Genomic DNA, 19,858 nt, shown 5'->3' with positions numbered 1-19,858 from the left:
CAAGCACGCAAATCAGAAGTCGGCTTGTTTGCCCGATCGGTATCCAGGTGTTGAGATGCGTGTTGCCCAATCGGTTCATCAGCCATCGATCCTTCGAAATCCTGGATTGAGACAAGCAGGGCAAACGCAACCCACTTATCTCTGTTTCTGCCCTGTTCCAGGTGCCTTTCGTGCATTGTTCCACGCAGCCGATCCAGCTATTTGCCATCAGGGCAAACAGCGAGATCGGAACTGATGAAAGCACGACGTCTCTTGCAGAAATCGCACATCAACCCATGCGCGATACGGCGCCAAGCTGATGCATTGATCGAAGCCCCTGTTCTGTAGGTAATGCTACGCGATTACAGAATTCGACGGTATCTGCGAAGGGCTACGACAAGCCGATTGATAAAGCCAAGTCATGGCCTGGCATAATCGTAAATTACAACGATATTCGTATTATATTGCGGCGCGCCTTGACCGCCATAAACACGCATGCAAATACCACCAAGTGGGAAATAACATTGCTACCGTTGCAGTTCGCCATCGCCATGCGCAGCGCGATAAATAAATCGGCAACCAGGGGATATCAGCGCATCACCCAGCTCCCCGGCAGACCAATGTGCTGAGCGCCTTGGCCACACGCGGTACACAAGCATTCGCAGGGGATCGCCATGCCTAATGTCACGGTGACGGTGGCCGGCATGCACGCCTAAGATGGCCGCTTGCCCCGCCGGAAGACCATCCATGACCACCAGCCGCGCGCTCGCCCTTGCTGCCATCGCCCTGTCGCTGCCAGCCGCCGCGTTGGCTACCGACGCACCCGCAAGCCACGAGGTCAGCGTGCTGCATTGCGCCCGCCTGGTCGACCCTGTGGCCGGCAAGCTGCTGGGTCCCACTACCGTAATCGTCGAAGACGGACGCATCAAGGAGCTGCGCAGCGGCAGCCTTGACGGCAAGCCCTACCAGGATGCCGCGAACAAGGCCGGCGCCGGCTTCCAGCAGATCGAACTCGCCGACGCCACCTGCATGCCGGGCCTGATCGATTCGCACACCCACCTGACCATGCAGTTCAGCAAGACCACCTACAGCGACCAGTTCCGTCTGAATCCCGCCGACTACGCAATCGAGGGCACGGTCTACGCCAAGCGCACCCTGCTGGCTGGCTTCACCACGGTGCGCAACGTCGGCGACGAGCACAATGAATCCATCGCGCTGCGCAATGCGATCAATGCCGGCCTGGTGCCCGGACCACGCATCTTCAGTGCCGGCCAGTTCGTCGGCACCACTGGCGGCCACGCCGACCCAACCGACGGCTATCGCTGGGACCTGCAGGGCGATCCCGACCCCAAGGACGGCATCATCAATTCGCCCGAAGACGCCTGGAAAGCCGTGCGCCAGCACTACAAGGACGGCGCCGACCTGGTCAAGATCATGCCCTCCGGCGGCGTGCTCGACGAGAGCAGCAGTGTCGGCAATTCGCAGATGACCCTCGAGGAGATCAAGGCCGTCGTCGCCGCCGCGCACGATTACGGCTTCACCGTGGCGGCGCATGCGCACGGCGCCGAAGCGATCCGCCGCGCGGTGCTCGGCGGCGTCGACTCGATCGAGCACGGCACGTTCATGGATGACGAAGACATCAAGCTGATGAAGGAGCACGGCACCTGGTACGTGCCGACCATCATCGCCGGCAAGTTCGTCGAAGGGAAAGCGAAGGAAGGCTGGTACCCGCCACAGGTCGCTGCCAAGGCGGAGCAGGTCGGCCCAATCATCCAGGCCACCGCCGGCAAGGCGTACCGGGCCGGCGTGAAGATCGCGTTCGGCACCGATGCCGGCGTCTATCCGCACGGCGAGAATGCGAAGGAGTTCGAGTACATGGTGCAGGCCGGCATGCCGCCGATGTTCGTGCTGCAGGCCGCCACCACCCATGCCGCCGAACTGCTGCACAAGCAGGACCAGCTGGGGCAGATTGCGGTGGGCCGCCAGGCTGACGTGATCGCCGTACCCGGCAACCCGCTGGACGACATCACCACGATGCAGCATGTCAGTTTCGTGATGAAGGACGGCGTGGTCTACAAGGACGGCGGCAAGCCAACCCTGTAGCATTACGCGTATGAACGATCCGCAATCCAAGACCACCCATTTCGGCTTCCGCGACGTCCCGGTCGGTGACAAGCAGAAGCTGGTCGGCCAGGTATTCACCTCGGTCGCGCGCAGCTACGACCTGATGAACGACCTGATGTCGTTCGGCGTGCACCGGCTGTGGAAACGGCATTTCGTGGCCATCAGCGGTGTGCGCCGCGGCGACCGCGTGCTGGACCTGGCCGGCGGCACCGGCGACATCGCCGCGCTGCTGAAGCCCGTTGTCGGCGACGCGGGTGAAGTGGTGGTCGGCGACATCAACGCCGCGATGCTTGGCGTCGGCCGCGATCGCATGACTGATCGTGGTCTGGTCAGCGGCCTGCGCTGGGCACAACTCAACGCCGAAGTACTGCCGTTCCCGGACAACTCGTTCGATGCGGTGACGATGGCGTTCGGCCTGCGCAATGTCACTGACAAGGACAAGGCACTGGCCGACATCTGCCGCGTGCTCAAGCCCGGCGGCCGCCTGCTGGTGCTGGAGTTCTCCAAGGTGCAGAGCGAGCTGTTCGGCAAGCTCTATGATTTCCACTCGTTCAAGGTGTTGCCGAAGCTGGGCCAGCTGTTCGCCGGCGACGCCGACAGCTACCAGTACCTCGCCGAGTCGATCCGCAAGCATCCGGATCAGCAGACCCTCAAAGGCATGATGGAGCGCGCCGGCTTCGGCCGCGTCGAAGTGCGCAACCTGAGTGGCGGGATCGTGGCGATCCATCGGGCGTACAAGCTTTAGGCTGCAGACCCGTGACACGGATCTCTTACCAGATCGAATCGGCCTGATCCCATCGAGTGATTGCGTCCATGCCGAACCGTTACCGCTTGTTCGCCGCCATTGCCGCCCTGCTCGGCTGGTTCACGCTCGCGCTACAACTGCTTTTGTCGATCCAGCTGAGCATAGCGAATGGGCAAGGTGCACTGGCCGGGGTATGGACCTATATCGGCTACTTCACCATCCTGACCAACGTGCTGGTGGCACTGGCGCTGACTGCCGATGCACGCGGGCCGCGTGGAACACTCAGCCGTTTCTTCACCCGGCCCGACGTGCATACCGCGATCTCGATGAGCATCGTCATCGTCGCAGCGATCTACAACCTGATGCTGCGCCAGCTATGGCAGCCGCAGGGCTGGCAGATCGTCACCGACAATATCCTGCACGTGGTGATGCCGGTGCTGTTCCTGCTGTACTGGTGGCTGGCGGTGCCGAAGGCGACGCTGCGCTGGCCGCAGGTTATCGTCTGGCAGTTGTATCCGGCTACCTATTTCGCCTACGTGCTGGCGCGTGGCGCAGTGGATCACTGGTATCCCTATCCGTTCCTCGACGTCACGAAGCTGGGTTATCTGCTCGTACTGGTCGATGCCTGCGCGGTGCTGCTGGTATTCGTCGCAGTCGCGTTGTTGCTGGTTGCACTGGGACGCTGGCAGGTGCGGCGCACGCCGCTGTCTGTGCAGCCCTGAAACGACATCAGCCTGCCGGCACGCGCAAGTCCGCCAGCAAGGTGCCGAACTGCTTCACCTCTTCCTCGTGCTCCGCATCACGCCAGCTCTCCTGCAGCGCGTCGGCATACCAGCGACGCATCGGCGGCAGTTCGCGCAGGCGTTGCGCGTAGGCAGTCGCCGTATCACTCAGCGCCAAGCCATAGGTCTGGATGCGGAAGGCAACCGGCGCGAAGAACGCATCGACTGCACCGAACGCGTTGCCAGCCAGGAACGGGCCACCAAAGCGGGCCAGACCCTCACGCCACAACTCATCGATACGCGCGATATCGCTGTGCAACGCCGCTGGCAGATCGTCACGCAAGCGGATGCGCAAACCGCAGCTCAACGCGCAATACATGCGCAGGGCGCTGAAGCCCGAATGCATCTCGGCGGCCGCACAGCGAGCCCATGCGCGCGCCTTCGGATCGGCCGGCCACACTCCCGGATGACGATCGGCCAGATACTCCGCAATCGCCAGGGAATCCCATACCACCGTGTCGCCATCGTGCAGGCACGGCACCTTGCCATTCGGCGAGAATGCGCGAAAGGCACTCCAGCTCGATCCGGTGCCGGGCGCGAACGACACCAGCCGCTCCTCGAATATAATGCCGAGTTCACTCAACAGCAGCCATGGCCGCAACGACCAGGACGAGTAGTTCTTGTTGGCGATATACAGCTCGTACATGCCGCTGCCCTCTAACTGGTTCAGTTCTGTTCGCAGGTGTCGGACGCTACCGGAACGATCGGTGCGGTCCGCCGCCGCGCATTCGCCAGCACCACGCCACCAACGGTGACCACGCCACCAACCAGGGTCAGCATACCGGGGCGCTCGCCCAGCCATAGCCAGCCGATCAACACCGCGATCGGCGGCGAAAAGTAGATGAAGCTGGAGACCTGCGAAGCAGAGACCCGGCGCAACGCGGCATTCCACGCGAGATAACCGATGAAGGTGGGCGCGATGCCCAGCCACAGCAACGCGGCGATATGCGACCACGGCGCAGCGATGAGCGCCTGCGCTACGCCCGTACCGAACGGCAGCGCACCGAGCGTACCGGCGAAAAACGTGAATGCGGTAACGCCGACCATGCTGTTGCGCGCGAACAATGGCTTCTGGCCGACCCAGTAAATCGCCGAGGCGAGCACGCTGAGCAATACCAGCGCCGCCATCGGTTCGAACTTCACCTGCTTGCCGCTGGCCAGCACCACCATCACCACACCGACCAGCGCTATGCCAAGGCCGGTCAGCGTGCGCGCGGACAAGCGTTCATGCAGCCAGATCGCCGATACCGCAGCGGTGGCGGCGGGAACCAGCGAGATAAGGATCGCCGCGGTACCGCTGGCGATGCGTGTTTCCGCGTAGTTGAGGCACAGGTGATACACGGTCAGCCCGATCACGCCGAGCAACGCCAGCTGCGGCCAGTCGCGTCGCGCGGGTAGCGGCACGCGCCTCACCAGCAGCAGCACGGCGAAGCACAGCGAGCCGATCGTCAGCCGCGCGAACGCCACCTCGCCCGGGGTGAACGAGGCCAGCGCATAGGCAATCGCGGCGTACGCCGACGACCAGGTCAGCAGCGCGATGCCGATGTAGAAAAGTGCGCGCCCGTCAAGGCGCTCAGAGGTGTCCATGGGGAACGGATTCCGAGGCAGGGAAGTGCGCATCCTAGTCTTGGCGATGACGCCGAGGAATAATGCATCGAATCGTTTTCCTGATGTTTCGCCGTTGATCGAATCAAACAGTGAGTGATCCCGCCTTGGAATCGAAACCCGAATTGGACAGCAAAGATTGGCAGCTGCTGGAAGCCCTACAGCTGGACGCGCGCCTGGGCTACGCCGAACTCGGTCGCAAGGTGCGCCTGTCTGCGCCAGCGGTAGCCGAACGGGTGAAGCGGCTGGAGGAAGCCGGGGTGATCAGCGGTTACCGCGCCACGGTCAACCCGAAGCGGCTGGGCTACGAGATCAGCGCGATGATCCGGCTGCGCTGCGACGGCATCACCTGCGCGCGCATCGGCGCGCTGGTGGCGGATATCCCCGAAGTGCTTGAATGCCGGCGCCTGGCCGGCGAGGACTCGGCCCTGCTGCACGTGGTGGCGATGTCGATCAGCCACCTGGAGTCGGTGCTCGACCGCCTGCTCAAGACCGGCGCTAGCACCAGCACCACTACCCTGATCGTGTTGCAGACACCACACGAGAACCGTCCGGTGACGCGCGCGATGTGGAATGCCGCGCGGGCCATGTCGCGCGGCTGACTGCCTGCCTGATATCCGCGCCGTCGTACGACATGCGCCAGCGTATTTAGACGTCCAACTATGACCTAGTACTTTTGTCACGGTCGCAGACGCGGGCAGGCACGCATACTCCATGACTGGTTCGATGTGATTGGAGTCCCCATGCGCCACCTGATTTCCCTGCTGCTGGCCAGCGCGTTCGTGTTTGCACCGCTGGCTGCCAGCCATGCCGACGAAGCCCCCGCGTCGGCCAAGGCCGGCACCGGCAAGCATGCCGAAGCCAATGACGCCAAGGCCGCAGCCACCGAAACCGCCACTCGCACGAAGCACAGCGTCAGCATCCATGGCCATTCGGTGAGCTACACCGCCACCGCCGGCACGCTGATCATCCGCGACGACAAGAACGAGCCGCAGGCCAGCGTGTTCTACGTGGCCTACACGGTCGACACCGGCAAGCCGGAGAAACGGCCGGTGACCTTCCTGTACAACGGCGGCCCGGGCTCTTCCAGCATGTGGCTGCACATGGGTTCGTTCGCACCGATGCGGATCGAGACAGCCAGCCCCGAGGCCACCGCACCGCCGCCGTACCATCTGGTGCCAAACAGCGACAGCCTGCTCGACAAGACCGACCTGGTCTTCATCGATGCGGTCGGCACCGGCTATTCGCGTCCGCTGGGCAAGGCCACCGGCAAGGACTTCTGGGGCGTGGACCAGGACATCTCCGCGTTCACCCGCGCGATCCAGCGTTACGTGAGCCTCAACAAGCGCTGGAACTCGCCGAAATTCCTCTACGGCGAAAGCTATGGCACCACCCGTTCCGCTGCGCTGGTCGACGCGCTGCAGGACAAGGGCATGGCGTTCAACGGCGTGATCCTGATGTCGTCGATCCTCAATTACGGCATCCGTATCCCGGGTTACGACGAAAGCTACGTCGGCTACCTGCCGACCTATGCCGCCGCTGCCTGGTACCACGACAAGATTCCGAACAAGCCCGCCGACCTGAAGACCTTCCTCGAGCAGGTCCGCGCCTGGGCGCAAGGCCCGTATGCCGCTGCGCTGGCGCAGGGACAGAATCTCCCGGACGCTCAGCTCGATGCCGTGGCACAGCAGCTTGCCGCCTATACTGGCCTGTCGGTGCAGTACGTCAAGGAAGCCAATCTGCGGGTCGATCCCAGCCGCTTCCGCAAGGAGTTGCTGCGTGACCAGCGCCTCACCCTGGGCCGCTATGACAGCCGCTTCACCGGCACCGACCCGGATGCCGCGGGCGAAACTCCCGACTACGACGCCTCCGACAGCGGCATCAGCGGTGCGTTCGTCGGCGCGTTCCACGATTACATCGACAAGCAGCTCAACTACCACACCGATCTGGACTACCGGCCCACGTTCGACGAGATCAGCAAGAACTGGGACTGGAAGCACAAGGCCGCCGGCGTGCGGCGCCCGCTGCCACTGGCCTACGTGGCCGGCGATCTCGCCCACGCGATGCGCACCAATCCCAACCTCAAGGTACTTTCGGTCAACGGCTATTACGACTTCGCCACGCCGTTCTTCATCACCGAGTACGACCTCGCGCACATGAACCTCGATCCGTCGCTGCGCGGCAACCTGCAATTCCTGTACTACCCCTCGGGGCACATGATCTATCTCAACACCGACGCGTTGAAACAGCTCAAGAGCGACCTCGCGCCCTTCTACGACCATGCCGCTCCGCAGCGCTGATACGGAATCGCCATCATGCACAAATCTCTATTCGCTCCGCTCGCCCTCGCCCTGCTGCTGGTAATGGGTGCTCCTGCACACGCCGACGACGACACGCCGAAGGATGCCGCCAAGACCGCGCAGACCGACAAGGACAGCAAGAAGGACGAACTGCCGATCCCGCCCGAGCGTGCCGTGGTCAGCAAGCACAGCGTGCGCATCGGCAATCGCACGATCAGCTACAAGGCCACCGCGGGTACCTTGCTGATCAAGGACGACAAGGACAAGCCCACGGTCAGCGTGTTCTATGTCGCCTACACCGTGGATGATGGCAAGCCGGGCAAGCGGCCGGTGACCTTCATGTACAACGGTGGCCCCGGCTCCTCCAGCATGTGGCTGCACATGGGCTCATTCGGTCCGGTGCGCGTGGCCAACCGCGGCGACCAGCCGATCCCGCCACCGCCGTATGAAACCGTGCCGAACGACTACAGCCTGCTCGACAAGACCGACCTGGTCTTCATCGACGCGCCCGGCACCGGCTACTCGCAACTGGTCGGCGCCGCCGAGGGCAAGAACTTCTACGGCGTGGATCAGGATGCCGATGCGTTCGCGAAGTTCATCACCCGCTATGTCAGCGACAACCATCGCTGGAATTCGCCGAAGTTCCTGTTCGGCGAGAGTTACGGCACCACCCGCTCGGCAGTGCTGGTGAAGCTGCTGCAGGACCAGGGCATGGAGTTCAACGGCGTCGTGCTGATGTCGTCGATCCTCGACTTCAACGTGTGGTCCAGCACTGGCGTCGACCATGCCTACATCGTCAACCTGCCCAGCGAGGCGGCGATCGCCTGGTACCACAACAAGGTGCCGAACAAGCCGGCCGATATCGCCAGCTTCCTCGCCGGCGTGCGCCATTTCGCCGATACCGACTACACGCTGGCGCTGGCCAAGGGTGACGCGATCGAGCCGACCGAGGCCGACCGCATCGCCAACCAGCTCAGCCAGTACATCGGCCTGTCGCCAACCTATATAAAGCAGGCGAACCTGCGCATCGATCCCAGCCGTTTTCGCAAGGAGCTGTTGCGCGACCAGCGCCGCACGGTCGGACGTCTGGACGGCCGTTTCGAAGGCATTGACCCGGATGCCGCCGGCGAAACGCCTGACGGTGATGCCGCCAGCGACGCCGCCACCGGCGCCTACCTTGCGGCGTTCAACCAGTACGCCGAGAGCGAACTGAAGTACACCGGCGATCACGCCTATCTGCCCAACAACTACGGCGTGATCAACAGTGGCTGGGACTGGAAGCGCAAGGGTGGCCATGGCTTCACCCAGGCACCGTACGTCGGCACCGACCTGGCCGACGCGATGCGCCGCAATCCGCACCTGAAAGTGTTCTCGGCCAACGGCTACTACGACCTCGCCACGCCGTTCTATGCCACCGAGTTCGACCTCGGCCATCTCGGCCTCGACCCGGCGGTCCGCAAGAACATCGAGTTCGGTTTCTATCCGTCCGGGCACATGATCTATTTCGACGTGGATGCGCTGAAGCAGGTCAAGGCGGACCTGGCGCGCTTCTATGACGAGACGGCGCCACAGTCCTAGAATCGGAGGCTGATACCTGCCGACCGATCCGATGACCCGCAAGCCCACTGACCAGCCGCCGGTGGCGGCTGACGACGCACCGCCCAATCCCGAACGCCGGCGCCTGCTCGGCGGCATCGCACTGGCCGGTGCGGCACTGACCCTGGGCAGCTGCCGTCCGCCCGGCGACAGCCGGTCAGTAGCGACTGCTGACACGAGTGCGGATACGCTCGACGCCCTGCTGCGCCGGCACATCCAGCAGGTGGTGGTGCTGTATGCCGAGAACCGCAGCTTCAACAATCTGTTCGCGCACTTCCCCGGGCTGGCGCAACCACTGAAGGATCTCGACTCGCCCGAATACCGCCAGCGCGACCGCGACGGCAGCCTGCTCACCAGCTTGCCGCCGATCTGGGGCGGCCTCGCGCCGCATGCGCAGGTCGTCGATGGCCGGCACTACCAGATCGGTGAGGATGCCATCACCGGCTTGCCCAATCGCCCCTTTGCCCTGCATACGCCAGCGGGCGAAGCATTGCCGCACGGCGTGGTCACACGCGACCTGGTGCACCGTTTCTACGAGAACCAGCTGCAGATCAATGGCGGCAGGAATGATGGTTTCGTCGCCTGGGGCAATACCGGCGCGATGGTGATGGGTCACTACGGCGACAACGCGACCAACCTGCAGCTATGGCAGCTGGCGCAGCAATACACCTTGTGCGACAACTTCTTCATGGGCGCCTTCGGTGGTTCGTTTCTCAACCATCAATACCTGGCTGCCGCACAACCGCCGTTCTACCCGAACGCGGATCAGCGGCCAGGAAAATTCCAGCTGGCCCAGGTCGAAGGTGATGACCCCACCGGGCTCCGCCCGGTACTGACCGACAACACGCCAGCCAGCGCGATGCAGGGACGCGCGAAGTTCGCTTCGCCCGATGCGCTGACGCCCGACTTCTGGGCGGTGAACACGATCGGCCCGGCCTACGCACCAGCATTCAGCCACGATGCGCACTACCCCCAACTCGCCGACGCCGACAGCCCGACCACGCTGCCGCCGCAGGTGCATTTGACCATCGGCGATGCACTGTCGAATGCCGGGGTCGACTGGGCCTGGTACGCCGGCGGCTGGCAACTCGCGCTGGACGGACACGGCGACGGCGACCATCACGTGTTTCCGGAAAGCCCGAACTTCCAGATCCATCATCAGCCGTTCAACTACTTCCGCAGCTTCGCGCCCGGCACACCGGCACGACAGCAGCACCTGCGCGATGCCGGTATCGGTGAGAGTTCCGACAGCAATCATTTCATCGCCGCGATCGAGGCCGGCACGCTGCCGCCGGTGTCGTTCTACAAGCCGCAAGGCGATCTGAACATGCATGCCGGCTATTCCAGCGTGGAAGCCGGCGACCGTCACCTTGCCAAGGTGGTCGAGGCCTTGCAGAAAAGTCCGCAATGGCCGCACATGCTGGTGGTGGTCACGGTGGACGAGAACGGCGGCTGGTGGGATCACGTGGCGCCGCCCAAGGGCGATCGCTGGGGACCGGGTTCGCGCATCCCGGCGCTGGTCGTATCGCCGTACGCGAAGAAGGGCTTCGTCGATCACACCATCTACGACACTGGCTCGATCCTGCGCTTCATAACCCGCCGCTTCGGGCTGGAGCAACTGCCTGGCCTGAAGCTGCGCGACGAGGCGATGATCGCCGCCGGTGGTCCGCCACCCGGCGACCTCACAGCGGCGCTGCAATTCGACGCTACGTAATCACTGCATCAACGGAACCGCTGTCATGCGCGAGATGTACCCCGAGACCGAGCCGTACCAGACCCATCGCATCGCGGTCGATGCGATCCACACGCTGTACGTGGAGGAGTGCGGCAATCCCGCCGGCCTGCCGGTGATCTTCCTGCATGGCGGGCCTGGTGCAGGGCTGGCGACGTATCACCGGCGTTTCTTCGATCCGGCGCGTTATCGCATCGTGCTGTTCGACCAGCGCGGTGCCGGCCGCTCCACTCCGTTCGCCGACCTCACCGACAACACCACCTGGCAAGTGGTCGCCGACATCGAGACGATCCGCGAACAACTCGGCATCGAGCGCTGGGTGGTGTTCGGTGGCTCATGGGGCTCCACACTGGGATTGGCCTACGCGCAGACGCATCCCGAACGCGTGCTCGGCCTGGTGCTGCGCGGCATCTTCCTGTGCCGCCCGGCGGAAGTCCGCTGGTTCTACGAGGAAGGTGGCGTGTCGTGGATTCTGCCGGAAAAGTGGCAGCGTTACGCTGCGGCGATTCCGGCGGAAGAACGCGGCGAGATGATGGAGGCCTATTGGCGGCGACTCAATTCGGCCGATGAGGCCGTACGGCTCGCCGCCGCGCAGGCATGGGGCGCATGGGAGGGCGGCAGCATCACGCTGGAAGAAAGCCCGGAGACCGAGGCGAGTTTCGCCGCACCCGAGGTCGCGCTGAGTCTGGCGCGTATCGAGGCACATTATTTCCGCAACCAATGCTGGCTCGAACCCGATCAGCTATTGCGCGATGTCACAAAGATCCGCCACATCCCCGCCACCATCGTGCACGGCCGCTACGACATCATCTGTCCCGCGAAAAGTGCCTGCGACCTGCATGCTGCGTGGCCGGAAGCCGACTTCCACATCGTGCTGGCTGGCCATGCCGCGTCGGAGCCCGCGATCGTCGATCAGCTGGTGCAGGCCACCGACAAACTGGCGGATCGCTACGTCTGAAGTTTCGCGCGCAAGAAACGTATATCACCCAAGGGTTGCGACGCCCAGTATCGGCATCACCTATCCACGGAGATGCCCATGCTGACCTTGTTCGACTACCTGCCCTCACAGAATCCCTGGAAGGTGCGCCTGCTGCTGAATCATCTGGGCCGGCCGTATCGCACGGTGCCGATCAGCATCTTCGAAGGTGAAGGACAGGCCGCGGCGTTTCGTCGCATCAGTCCGACCGGCACCGTGCCGGCAATCCAGCTCGACGATGGCCGCGTGCTGGCGGAATCAAATGCGATCCTCAACTACCTCGCCGAGGGCACGCCGTATTTGCCCGCCGATCCGTTCGATCGCGCCAAGGTGCAGCAATGGCTGCATTTCGAACAGGAGCGTGTGGAATCGGTGATCGGCTCGCTGCGCCACTGGACGATGACCGGCAAGCTGTCGCGACGTTCGCCCGAGTTGATCGAGGGCAAGCGCGCCGGGGCACGGCGCACGCTGGGCATCCTTGAGCACGAACTGGCGACGCGCCCTTTCCTCGCCGGCGACAGTTACACCATCGCGGACATGGCGGTATTCGCCTATGCCAGCCGCGCCGGGGAAGCCGGATTGGCGCTGGATGCCTATCCACATTTTCGTACGTGGATCGCGTGGATTGAGGCTCAGCCGGGCTTCCTCGCCGCCATGCATCCGTATGCGATCGACCCGCATTCGGTGAACGAATTGCCGTAACCCCAGCTTTCGCCACGGGCGAGCGGAACAAGGGCAGTGGCATACTCGGGGTTTTCCGGTTCGAGATTTCCCCATGCGCCTCCTGCCATCCTTCGCCTTTGGCGCGTTGTTGCTGCCATTGGCAGCCTACGCCAGCGAACCGCATTCCTATGCGCAGCCCGACCAGGTGGTCATCACCCATCTCGACCTCGACCTGAAGTTGGACTTCCCGCACAAGCAGCTGGATGGCCAGGCCACGCTGAAACTGGAATGGAAGAACCCGCAGGCGCCGTCGCTGGTGCTGGACACGCGCGACCTGAAGATCGCGAAGATCGAAGCGCTCGGCGCCGATGGCAAAACCACGCCGCTGAAATATGCGCTGGCGCCGCGCGACAAGCAGCTCGGCGAGAAGCTCACGATCGCCACGCCGACGCATCCGGCGCAGGTGCGCATCGTCTATACCACATCGCCGGACGCGTCCGGCCTGCAGTGGTTGACCCCGGCGCAGACGGCGGACAAGAAGCTGCCCTTCATGTTCTCGCAATCCGAGTCGATCCACGCGCGTTCGTGGGTGCCACTGCAGGATTCACCGGCGATCCGTTTCTCCTATACCGCCCACGTCTCCGCGCCGAAGAATGTGCGCGTGGTGATGAGCGCGCTCAACGATGCGAAGCATCCGTTGAATGGCGACTACTCGTTCGACCAGCCGCATCCAATCCCGTCCTACCTGCTGGCGATCGGCGCCGGCGACATCGCGGTGAAGGAAACCGGCCCGCGTTCGGCCGTCTATGCCGAGCCCTCGGTGGTCGGCAAGGCGGCGCACGAGTTCGAAGACACCGAACAGATGATCGCCACCGCGGAGAAGCTGTACGGTCCGTATCGCTGGGGCCGCTACGACATCCTGGTGCTGCCGCCGTCGTTTCCGTACGGCGGCATGGAAAACCCGGACATGACGTTCGCCACGCCGACCGTGCTGGTCGGCGACAAGAGCCTGGTCTCGCTGGTCGCGCATGAGCTGGCGCATTCGTGGTCGGGCAACCTGGTCACCGCCGCGTCGTGGCGCGACATCTGGCTCAACGAAGGTGTCACTACCTACGTGCAGGGGCGCATCACCGAAGCGCTGTACGGCAAGGGCCTGGCCGATGAGGAAGCATTGCTGTCGGCCCGCGCACTGCAGAAGGAGATCGGTGCAATGCCGGCCAACTCGCAGAAGCTGGCACCGGACCCGCGCGGCATCGACGCCGACGATTCGCTGTCCGACGTTGCCTATGACAAGGGCTCGTGGTTCCTGCGCACGCTGGAACAGCGTTTCGGTCGTGCCACGTTCGACAACTACCTCAAGAGCTACTTCAACCACTTCGCGTTCCAGAGCATCACCACCGAGCAGATGCTCAACTACATGAAGCCGAACCTGATCGAGAAGTATCCCGGCAAGATGAGCTGGGCCGAGGTGCAGGACTGGGTCTACGGCAGCGGCATCCCGAAGGATGCGCTGCTGCCCGATTCACCGCATTTCGACACCATCGATCAGGAGCGCAGCGCCTTTCTCGCCGGCCAGATGGCGGCCGACAAGCTCGGCGCCAAAGACTGGAACACGCAGGAATGGATGTACTTCCTCGACCGCCTGCCGGACGTCACCCCGCTGGCCAAGATCCAGCAGCTCGACGCCGCCTGGCATCTTACCGGCACGCCGAACGCCGAGATCGGCATGCGCTGGTACAGCCATGCGATCACTGCCGGTGACAAGGCCGTGTGGCCGGCTGCCGCCGAGCACATGATCCGCATCGGCCGGCTGTATCTGACCGTGCCGTTGTACAAGGCCTTGGTTGGGACACCGGGAGGTCTGGCCTATGCCGAACAGGTCTACGCCAAGGCCAAGGCCGGCTACCACCCACTGACCCAGCAGGTGGTGGAAGATCTGATCGCCAAGGCAAAGAAAGCGCAGTAATCACAGCTCCTCCCCCTGTGTGCCCCGAAAAGGGACTCCCTTAGGTCGCAGGGGAGGGAGCATTGCCAGTCACGACCCATCAAGAAACCATCATGCCGCCATCAACAAACGTCACCGCCACCCCACTCTGGAAACGCATGCTGCTGCGCCGGCTGAAATTCCTGGCGTGGCTCGGCGGAATCCTGATCATCGTGCTGGGTGGCAGTTACCTGTTCGCGCCGCAGTTGCTGCTGCGCGCGAACTACATGCGCGAGGCAATGACCGCGCATCTCGAGAAGCATTCGGTGCAGGCCGGGGACACCCGCTGGGTCTACTACGAGGGCGGTGACGGCCCGGTCATCGTGCTGCTACACGGTTTTGCCGCGAACAAGGAGGTCTGGCTACCGGTCGCCAAACTGCTCACGCCGCACTTCCACCTGATCATTCCCGATATGCCCGGTTGGGGCGAGTCCTCGCGCATGGCCGGTGCCAGCTACAACGTCGATGCCCAGGCCGCTCGGCTGCAGGCCTTCGTGGAAACGCTCAGGTTGCAGCGCTTTGTACTGGTCGGCCATTCGCTGGGCGGCGCCATTGCCGGGGTCTATGCGGCCGAGCACCCGGAGCATGTCACCGAGCTGGCGCTGGTCGATGCGTATGGCCTGAAGGCTCAGGAAAACGCGTTTACCCGCGAGGCCATGGCCGGCAAGGACCCATTCCTGTTCGACGACCGCGTCGGCTTTGCGCGCGCCACCGCGCTGGCCTTCGAGAAACCACTCGATATGCCAGGCCGCATCATCGATGTGCTCATCAAGCGCAACCAGCTGGATCGCGCCTTCATCGAAAGCAATTTCAACGAGCTGCGTGACCCGTCGCAATACCTCGCACTGCAGAACCGCCTGGGCCAGTTCGAAATGCCGGTACTCGGCCTGTGGTGCCATGACGACAAGATCGTCGACATTTCGGCGCTGGACAGCCTGCGCAATGGCCTGACCCATGCCAGTTCGATCAGCACCAGTACCCTGATCGGCTGCAACCACATGCCGATGCTGGAGAAGCCTGAGGAAACCGCGCAGATCCTCAGCGGATTCGCGTTGTCACATTGAGCTTGAGCCACGCACCCGGCGCCAACCTGCGCGCGCGGGTCAGCTGCGAGTCAGCTGCCCGTGACACATCATTGTGAATTGCGCATGACAACATGTGACAATAAGGCCATGACTCTGGAGATTGGAGTGTTTTCTTGCAAGATGACGGAAACATGCAGCGACCGATGACGCGAAACCTCATGCGGGCGGGTGTGGATTCCATCGTGCGCATGTCCAGTACGCAGACCAATTACTGGGTCGAGGTCGGCGTGGACGTCACCCTGGGCCTGCTGCTCATTGTCGAGGGTTGGCGCCTGAATGCCGGTGGCCCCCTGACCGCCTTGTTGGCGATTGCGCTGGGGCTGTTTGCCTTCAGCTTCGTCGAATATTTCTTTCACCGCTGGATGTTCCACACGCGGATCCCGCTGTTCGAGCAGGGGCACCGCATGCATCACGAGCGGCCGCTTGGCTACGATTCGTTGCCGTTCTTCCTGCCGGGAGCCGTGTTGCTCATCCTGACGGGCCTGTGCGTGCTGGTCATGCCCACCGGGTTTGCCTACCTGATGATGGGCTCGGTGACCTTCGGCTACATCGCCTACGGACTGAGCCACTTCACCATCCACCATGTCCGCTTCAAGCACCCGCTGCTGCGGCGCTGGGCTGGCGCCCACCACGTGCACCATTACCACCCGGACAGCAACTTCGGCGTCACCACGCCGCTGTGGGACGTGTTGCTGGGCACACGCTACACGCGGCAGCCTCGGAAGTTCTGAACCGATCTGACGGCTGCTGCCGGATTTCCCGGTAGATCAGGCACCCCCGGCACCTGCAGCAGTCGTACAGGTATCAGCGAGGTGCCCGATGACGGAGTCAGCTTGAGACTTTGTCCGACACCAGCTCGTAGGTGAAACGCTCGCTGCGGATGCCGTTGGAGCTGTAGGACTCCTCGACTGACTTGACTAGGCGCTTGACGCTGGGCACGTACCAGAAAGCCCGGTAGGTACGGCCCGAGACGGTGTGCGGCGTCACGCGGTTGGTCTGGACCAGCGCGGCCGAACCACCTGTCGTGTTAACCGCTTGCGCTGAAGCCTGATTCATCGGTGCCACTACAGCCGTCCAGTTGCCTTCGGCCTCGATCTTCAAGGCCTTGAACTTGCCGGCCGGCACTTCGACATCCTCCCAGCCGACGACGGTATATCCGGTTTGCAAAGTCTCGCTCAGATGCTTCGGGTTGGGATTGGCCTCGGTGTATTTGAGCTCCCACTTCTTGCCCACCTCCAGCGGGAAGGCAAACGGGCGACTGACTACCTGCTGCTTGCCGTTGATGTCACGCGAACGGCTCCAGTCCGCACCGGCCAACTCCTCGGTCGGCGCCTGTTGCGATCCGCTCTGTTTGACAGATACGAAAATCGTGGATGCATCGGCGTGCGCTACCGAGAAATCCTCATTGTGCTGGGCCCAACCCTGCGGCCCCCGTTCAACAGTCACCTTGTAAACCCAGCTGTCCCCGGCCTTCACCATCGGCGCATCAATGGTTTCAGCCACGACCGAAACGGACAGCAACAACAAGCTTGAAGCGATCAGCAGACGCAGCATCTGACTTTCCTTGTGATTGAGTGGCAAGAGTCGAGAACGCGCGAACCCGGTACCGGTTGATACGTCACGCCCGCAGGCATGCCGCCTCTCATAGTATCCCGGGCACGAGTGCCTTCACCCTGGTCATGTATTCGCCGTAAGCCGGGCCAAAGTGCTCGCTCAGCCAGGCTTCCTCGAGCCGCAACTTGCGCCAGAACGAGACGAACATGATGACGAAGCCCACCAGGGCGCGCCATTCGCCAAGCAGCACGACGGTGCCCAGCAGCGCGAGCAGGATGCCGGTGTAAATCGGGTGGCGCACGTAGCGATAAGGCCCGCGTTCGATCAGTTCGTGGTCCTGTTTGAGTTGCACCTCGCTGCTCCAGTTGCTGCCGAGGATGTAACGCGCCCAGCACGCGAACACCACGCCGGCCACGATCAGCAGCAGGCCGGTTAGCGCCGTCGCATAGGTATCTGGCAGCAAACGATCGCCAAGGGGCGTGCCATCAAGCCAGGTTGAGGGCCACATCAGCAGGATCGCCAGGATGATTGGCAGCCAGTACTTGAAGAAGCGCGGCAGCGCCGGCTCCGCGCGCGTGGACGGCTTCAGCCGACGCGCACTCCACAGCCAGTAGCCCAGAAAGAACAGCCATGCCGCCACGGCCAACGTAGTGAACGAGATATCCATGATCACCCCTGGATGATGAAGTCGTCAGGCGCGCTCATTCTCGCGCTTTTTCAGGTTTCCGATAGACCGGCTTGATCGGCCGTTCCTTCAGCGGCGCCTGCTCAATCGGCGACGTCGCCCACCAGACGATCGAGTTCGGCCTTGAGGATCGCACCATGCTGGCGCAGCCAGTCGCGCTGCTCACGCCATTCCGGCAGCAGATTGCCGACCTGTGCCCAGAACCGCGGCGAGTGGTTGCGCACCTTGAGATGACACAGCTCGTGCACCAGCACGTAACGCAACGCAGCCGGTGGTGCCAGCGCCAGCGCGAGATCGAGATTGATGCGGTCACGGGTATCGAGGCTGCCCCACAGGCTCTTCATGGGACGGATCTTCAACGCGGTCGGCGCCAGCCCAAGCTGCGGCACATAGATGGCCAGCCAGCGCGAGACGTCACGGCGAATCAACACTTCCAGATGCGAAGCGAGCAGGCCACGGGCAATCGGCAACGCGCGGGTATGCGGACGCGGAATCACCAGGGTCAACCCGGCCGCGTGCGGTTCGATCTTCGGATAGGCACCTTCAGCCCAGTCCAGTTCCGCCTTCTCGCCGCGCAACGGGAAGTTGCACGGATAGCCCATGCGCAACGGCGGCAGTGGCTTGACGATCAGGTGCAACTCGTCGAGCTTCTGCTCCAGCCACTCGGCGTGACTGCGCAGGAACGCGTTGACCTGGGCCGGATGGGTGCCGTACGGATAGGTCACCCGCGCACCCGTCGGAGTGACCGTGAGGCGCAGCCGGCGCGCGCGCGGATGGGCGGCCTTCAGCACCCGAATGATGCTGCCGCCAACCGTCGCCAGTTCCAGCCAATCGCCTTCCAGATGCTGCGCCATAAGCCTGCCCGTTCGTACCAAGGCCTGTTCGGATATCAGTGGGGGATTCCGCGCCGCCCGCAAGCGGGCGGACGACCAGTATGGCGCTCCGGCAGGTCAAACGGGAATGGTTTTTCGTTCAGCTGTCGGCCGGGCGTGGCAACCCGAACCACTCCTCCAGCTTGCCCAGCAGCCGCTCTAGTTCCAGCGTCAACAAGGCAAAACTGGCGTCCAGCTCGGCCTGGGCGTCCTGTTGGCTGTCGCCCAGCTCGTCCATCACCACATCGAGGAACTTCAGCTTGCGGATGACCAGATCCTCACCCAGCACGAAGCTGATCCGCTCATCGAAGGTGAGACCAAGCAGGAAGACCTGTTTACCGTTGCGCAGGTGCTCCTTGACCTCCTCGGCATCCAGGTCCTGCCGGCGGCAGCGAGCGATCGCGCCGGTGGCGGTGGCCGGGTCGCGCAGCTCGCACTCGTCGCCCAGGGCCAGCCCAGCCGGCAGGTTGCCGTTGGCCAGCCAGTCGGTCATCAGCACGCGCGGGCCTTCCTCGGGCGCCAGCGGTACAGCCGGGAAGCTGCCCAGCGCCTCGCGGACCTGGGTCAAGGCGTTCTCGGCCGACTTGCGGCTTGAGGTATCCAGCACCAGCCAGCCATGTTTGGTGTCGACATAGGCGGACATCCGCGAGTTGCGCACGAAGGCGCGCGGCAACAGCTCGTTCAGCAGATCCTCCTTGATCCGCTTGCGCTCGCGACCACCGACCTTGCGGCCTTCTTCCTCGGCGATCTTCTGTACCTTGCGATGCAGTTCGTCATTGATCACCGCGGCCGGCAGCAGCTTGTCTTCGCCGCCAACGGTGAACAGGGTGCAGTGCTTCACGGTATGTGTGAGTGGCTCGCCTTCGCCACGCCCGACCGGCGGCACGAAACCCTTGGTGAACATCTCCAGCGGACCACACGGGCGCAGCCGATGTTCGGCCAGCGCGTCATCGAGGCGCTTCAGATCGGTGGCAACGGTAGGAGAAAAACGGAATAGCGTGAGATTGCGAAAGAACATTCAATATCCGGATGAGGTACGGCCCGAAGGCAGGTGGTTTCGTCGTCACTCCGGCAAAAGCCGGAGGTGCCTTATAACAGCGAAGCTGGTCAGCCAGTGCCTTGAGAAGGGCAAAGACGCTGGATCCCGGTTTTCGCCGGGATGACGGTCATGAGGGT

At 63.3% G+C, this 19,858-nt stretch carries 18 protein-coding genes; 12 read left to right on the top strand and 6 right to left on the bottom strand.

The window, feature by feature from the left end:
• The first annotated feature begins 726 nt into the window (after nt 1-726).
• The 3 genes from GSQ75_RS16635 (at nt 727) to GSQ75_RS16625 (ending at nt 3,570) form a co-directional block, all read left to right on the top strand.
• On the top strand, nt 727-2,082 hold the full coding sequence (locus GSQ75_RS16635) for an amidohydrolase family protein (RefSeq protein WP_158755998.1): 1,356 nt from the start codon (nt 727-729) through the stop codon (nt 2,080-2,082).
• 10 nt (nt 2,083-2,092) lie between these two features.
• On the top strand, nt 2,093-2,848 hold the full coding sequence (gene ubiE / locus GSQ75_RS16630) for a bifunctional demethylmenaquinone methyltransferase/2-methoxy-6-polyprenyl-1,4-benzoquinol methylase UbiE (RefSeq protein ID WP_158755997.1): 756 nt from the start codon (nt 2,093-2,095) through the stop codon (nt 2,846-2,848).
• Nucleotides 2,849-2,916: 68 nt separating this feature from the next.
• Nucleotides 2,917-3,570, top strand: a complete 654-nt coding sequence (locus tag GSQ75_RS16625) for a Pr6Pr family membrane protein (RefSeq protein ID WP_158755996.1) — start codon at nt 2,917-2,919, stop codon at nt 3,568-3,570.
• Nucleotides 3,571-3,577: 7 nt separating this feature from the next.
• Here the strand turns inward: GSQ75_RS16625 and GSQ75_RS16620 are convergent, their stop codons facing one another.
• The gene (locus tag GSQ75_RS16620; RefSeq protein ID WP_158755995.1) at nt 3,578-4,276 is read right to left on the bottom strand and encodes a glutathione S-transferase family protein; all 699 of its coding nucleotides are present in this window, start codon (nt 4,274-4,276) and stop codon (nt 3,578-3,580) included.
• A gap of 20 nt (nt 4,277-4,296) precedes the next feature.
• A complete protein-coding gene (locus GSQ75_RS16615; protein WP_158755994.1) occupies nt 4,297-5,217 on the bottom strand; it encodes a DMT family transporter in 921 nt (306 codons plus the stop codon).
• A 125-nt stretch (nt 5,218-5,342) separates the two neighbouring features.
• Here GSQ75_RS16615 and GSQ75_RS16610 point away from each other — a divergent pair, with 125 nt between their 5' ends.
• The 9 genes from GSQ75_RS16610 (at nt 5,343) to GSQ75_RS16570 (ending at nt 16,302) form a co-directional block, all read left to right on the top strand.
• Nucleotides 5,343-5,837: an Lrp/AsnC family transcriptional regulator gene (locus GSQ75_RS16610; RefSeq protein ID WP_158755993.1), complete on the top strand. Its 495-nt coding sequence runs from the start codon at nt 5,343-5,345 to the stop codon at nt 5,835-5,837.
• Between the two features lie 141 nt (nt 5,838-5,978).
• Nucleotides 5,979-7,535, top strand: coding sequence for a peptidase S10 (locus GSQ75_RS16605; RefSeq protein WP_158755992.1), 1,557 nt, complete (start codon nt 5,979-5,981; stop codon nt 7,533-7,535).
• A 15-nt stretch (nt 7,536-7,550) separates the two neighbouring features.
• Complete coding sequence (locus GSQ75_RS16600; RefSeq protein ID WP_158755991.1) at nt 7,551-9,113, top strand: peptidase S10; 1,563 nt, start codon at nt 7,551-7,553, stop codon at nt 9,111-9,113.
• 31 nt (nt 9,114-9,144) lie between these two features.
• Nucleotides 9,145-10,845 (top strand): acid phosphatase, encoded by a 1,701-nt coding sequence (gene acpA / locus GSQ75_RS16595; protein WP_158755990.1) that lies wholly within the window; start codon nt 9,145-9,147, stop codon nt 10,843-10,845.
• Nucleotides 10,846-10,870: 25 nt separating this feature from the next.
• The gene (gene pip, locus GSQ75_RS16590) at nt 10,871-11,821 is read left to right on the top strand and encodes a prolyl aminopeptidase (RefSeq protein WP_158755989.1); all 951 of its coding nucleotides are present in this window, start codon (nt 10,871-10,873) and stop codon (nt 11,819-11,821) included.
• 78 nt (nt 11,822-11,899) lie between these two features.
• Nucleotides 11,900-12,541, top strand: a complete 642-nt coding sequence (locus GSQ75_RS16585; protein ID WP_158755988.1) for a glutathione S-transferase family protein — start codon at nt 11,900-11,902, stop codon at nt 12,539-12,541.
• Nucleotides 12,542-12,614: 73 nt separating this feature from the next.
• On the top strand, nt 12,615-14,468 hold the full coding sequence (locus GSQ75_RS16580) for a M1 family metallopeptidase (RefSeq protein ID WP_158755987.1): 1,854 nt from the start codon (nt 12,615-12,617) through the stop codon (nt 14,466-14,468).
• A 137-nt stretch (nt 14,469-14,605) separates the two neighbouring features.
• Nucleotides 14,606-15,550 carry an alpha/beta fold hydrolase gene (locus tag GSQ75_RS16575; RefSeq protein WP_158756172.1) on the top strand — a complete coding sequence of 315 codons (945 nt, stop codon included), beginning with the start codon at nt 14,606-14,608 and terminating at the stop codon, nt 15,548-15,550.
• A gap of 164 nt (nt 15,551-15,714) precedes the next feature.
• A complete protein-coding gene (locus GSQ75_RS16570; protein ID WP_158755986.1) occupies nt 15,715-16,302 on the top strand; it encodes a sterol desaturase family protein in 588 nt (195 codons plus the stop codon).
• A gap of 97 nt (nt 16,303-16,399) precedes the next feature.
• On the opposite strand, the gene GSQ75_RS16565 is transcribed toward GSQ75_RS16570, so the two are convergent.
• From GSQ75_RS16565 to GSQ75_RS16550, 4 genes are all read right to left on the bottom strand, one after another.
• Complete coding sequence (locus tag GSQ75_RS16565) at nt 16,400-17,125, bottom strand: hypothetical protein (RefSeq protein ID WP_254058621.1); 726 nt, start codon at nt 17,123-17,125, stop codon at nt 16,400-16,402.
• 88 nt (nt 17,126-17,213) lie between these two features.
• Complete coding sequence (locus GSQ75_RS16560; protein ID WP_158755985.1) at nt 17,214-17,792, bottom strand: isoprenylcysteine carboxylmethyltransferase family protein; 579 nt, start codon at nt 17,790-17,792, stop codon at nt 17,214-17,216.
• Between the two features lie 101 nt (nt 17,793-17,893).
• The gene (locus tag GSQ75_RS16555) at nt 17,894-18,664 is read right to left on the bottom strand and encodes a YgjP-like metallopeptidase domain-containing protein (RefSeq protein ID WP_158755984.1); all 771 of its coding nucleotides are present in this window, start codon (nt 18,662-18,664) and stop codon (nt 17,894-17,896) included.
• A 118-nt stretch (nt 18,665-18,782) separates the two neighbouring features.
• Nucleotides 18,783-19,700: a recombination-associated protein RdgC gene (locus GSQ75_RS16550; protein WP_158755983.1), complete on the bottom strand. Its 918-nt coding sequence runs from the start codon at nt 19,698-19,700 to the stop codon at nt 18,783-18,785.
• Nucleotides 19,701-19,858: the final 158 nt, after the last annotated feature.

Origin of the sequence: Dyella sp. S184 (assembly GCF_009766065.1) — a bacterium.
Taxonomy (GTDB): domain Bacteria; phylum Pseudomonadota; class Gammaproteobacteria; order Xanthomonadales; family Rhodanobacteraceae; genus Rhodanobacter.
The sequence above is the reverse complement of the archived record's forward strand: the minus strand, read 5'-3'. Positions and strand labels throughout refer to the sequence as shown.

Bases quoted from the DNA above. Each gene is read 5' to 3' on its own strand.
- GSQ75_RS16550 (WP_158755983.1), bottom strand. From the start codon at position 19,700: ATGTTCTTTCGCAATCTCACGCTATTCCGTTTTTCTCCTACCGTTGCC.
- pip (WP_158755989.1), top strand. From the start codon at position 10,871: ATGCGCGAGATGTACCCCGAGACCGAGCCGTACCAGACCCATCGCATC.
- GSQ75_RS16625 (WP_158755996.1), top strand. From the start codon at position 2,917: ATGCCGAACCGTTACCGCTTGTTCGCCGCCATTGCCGCCCTGCTCGGC.
- GSQ75_RS16585 (WP_158755988.1), top strand. From the start codon at position 11,900: ATGCTGACCTTGTTCGACTACCTGCCCTCACAGAATCCCTGGAAGGTG.
- GSQ75_RS16570 (WP_158755986.1), top strand. From the start codon at position 15,715: ATGACGCGAAACCTCATGCGGGCGGGTGTGGATTCCATCGTGCGCATG.
- GSQ75_RS16635 (WP_158755998.1), top strand. From the start codon at position 727: ATGACCACCAGCCGCGCGCTCGCCCTTGCTGCCATCGCCCTGTCGCTG.
- GSQ75_RS16600 (WP_158755991.1), top strand. From the start codon at position 7,551: ATGCACAAATCTCTATTCGCTCCGCTCGCCCTCGCCCTGCTGCTGGTA.
- GSQ75_RS16620 (WP_158755995.1), bottom strand. From the start codon at position 4,276: ATGTACGAGCTGTATATCGCCAACAAGAACTACTCGTCCTGGTCGTTG.
- GSQ75_RS16605 (WP_158755992.1), top strand. From the start codon at position 5,979: ATGCGCCACCTGATTTCCCTGCTGCTGGCCAGCGCGTTCGTGTTTGCA.
- GSQ75_RS16615 (WP_158755994.1), bottom strand. From the start codon at position 5,217: ATGGACACCTCTGAGCGCCTTGACGGGCGCGCACTTTTCTACATCGGC.
- ubiE (WP_158755997.1), top strand. From the start codon at position 2,093: ATGAACGATCCGCAATCCAAGACCACCCATTTCGGCTTCCGCGACGTC.
- GSQ75_RS16560 (WP_158755985.1), bottom strand. From the start codon at position 17,792: ATGGATATCTCGTTCACTACGTTGGCCGTGGCGGCATGGCTGTTCTTT.
- GSQ75_RS16565 (WP_254058621.1), bottom strand. From the start codon at position 17,125: ATGCTGCGTCTGCTGATCGCTTCAAGCTTGTTGTTGCTGTCCGTTTCG.
- GSQ75_RS16575 (WP_158756172.1), top strand. From the start codon at position 14,606: ATGCTGCTGCGCCGGCTGAAATTCCTGGCGTGGCTCGGCGGAATCCTG.
- acpA (WP_158755990.1), top strand. From the start codon at position 9,145: ATGACCCGCAAGCCCACTGACCAGCCGCCGGTGGCGGCTGACGACGCA.
- GSQ75_RS16580 (WP_158755987.1), top strand. From the start codon at position 12,615: ATGCGCCTCCTGCCATCCTTCGCCTTTGGCGCGTTGTTGCTGCCATTG.
- GSQ75_RS16555 (WP_158755984.1), bottom strand. From the start codon at position 18,664: ATGGCGCAGCATCTGGAAGGCGATTGGCTGGAACTGGCGACGGTTGGC.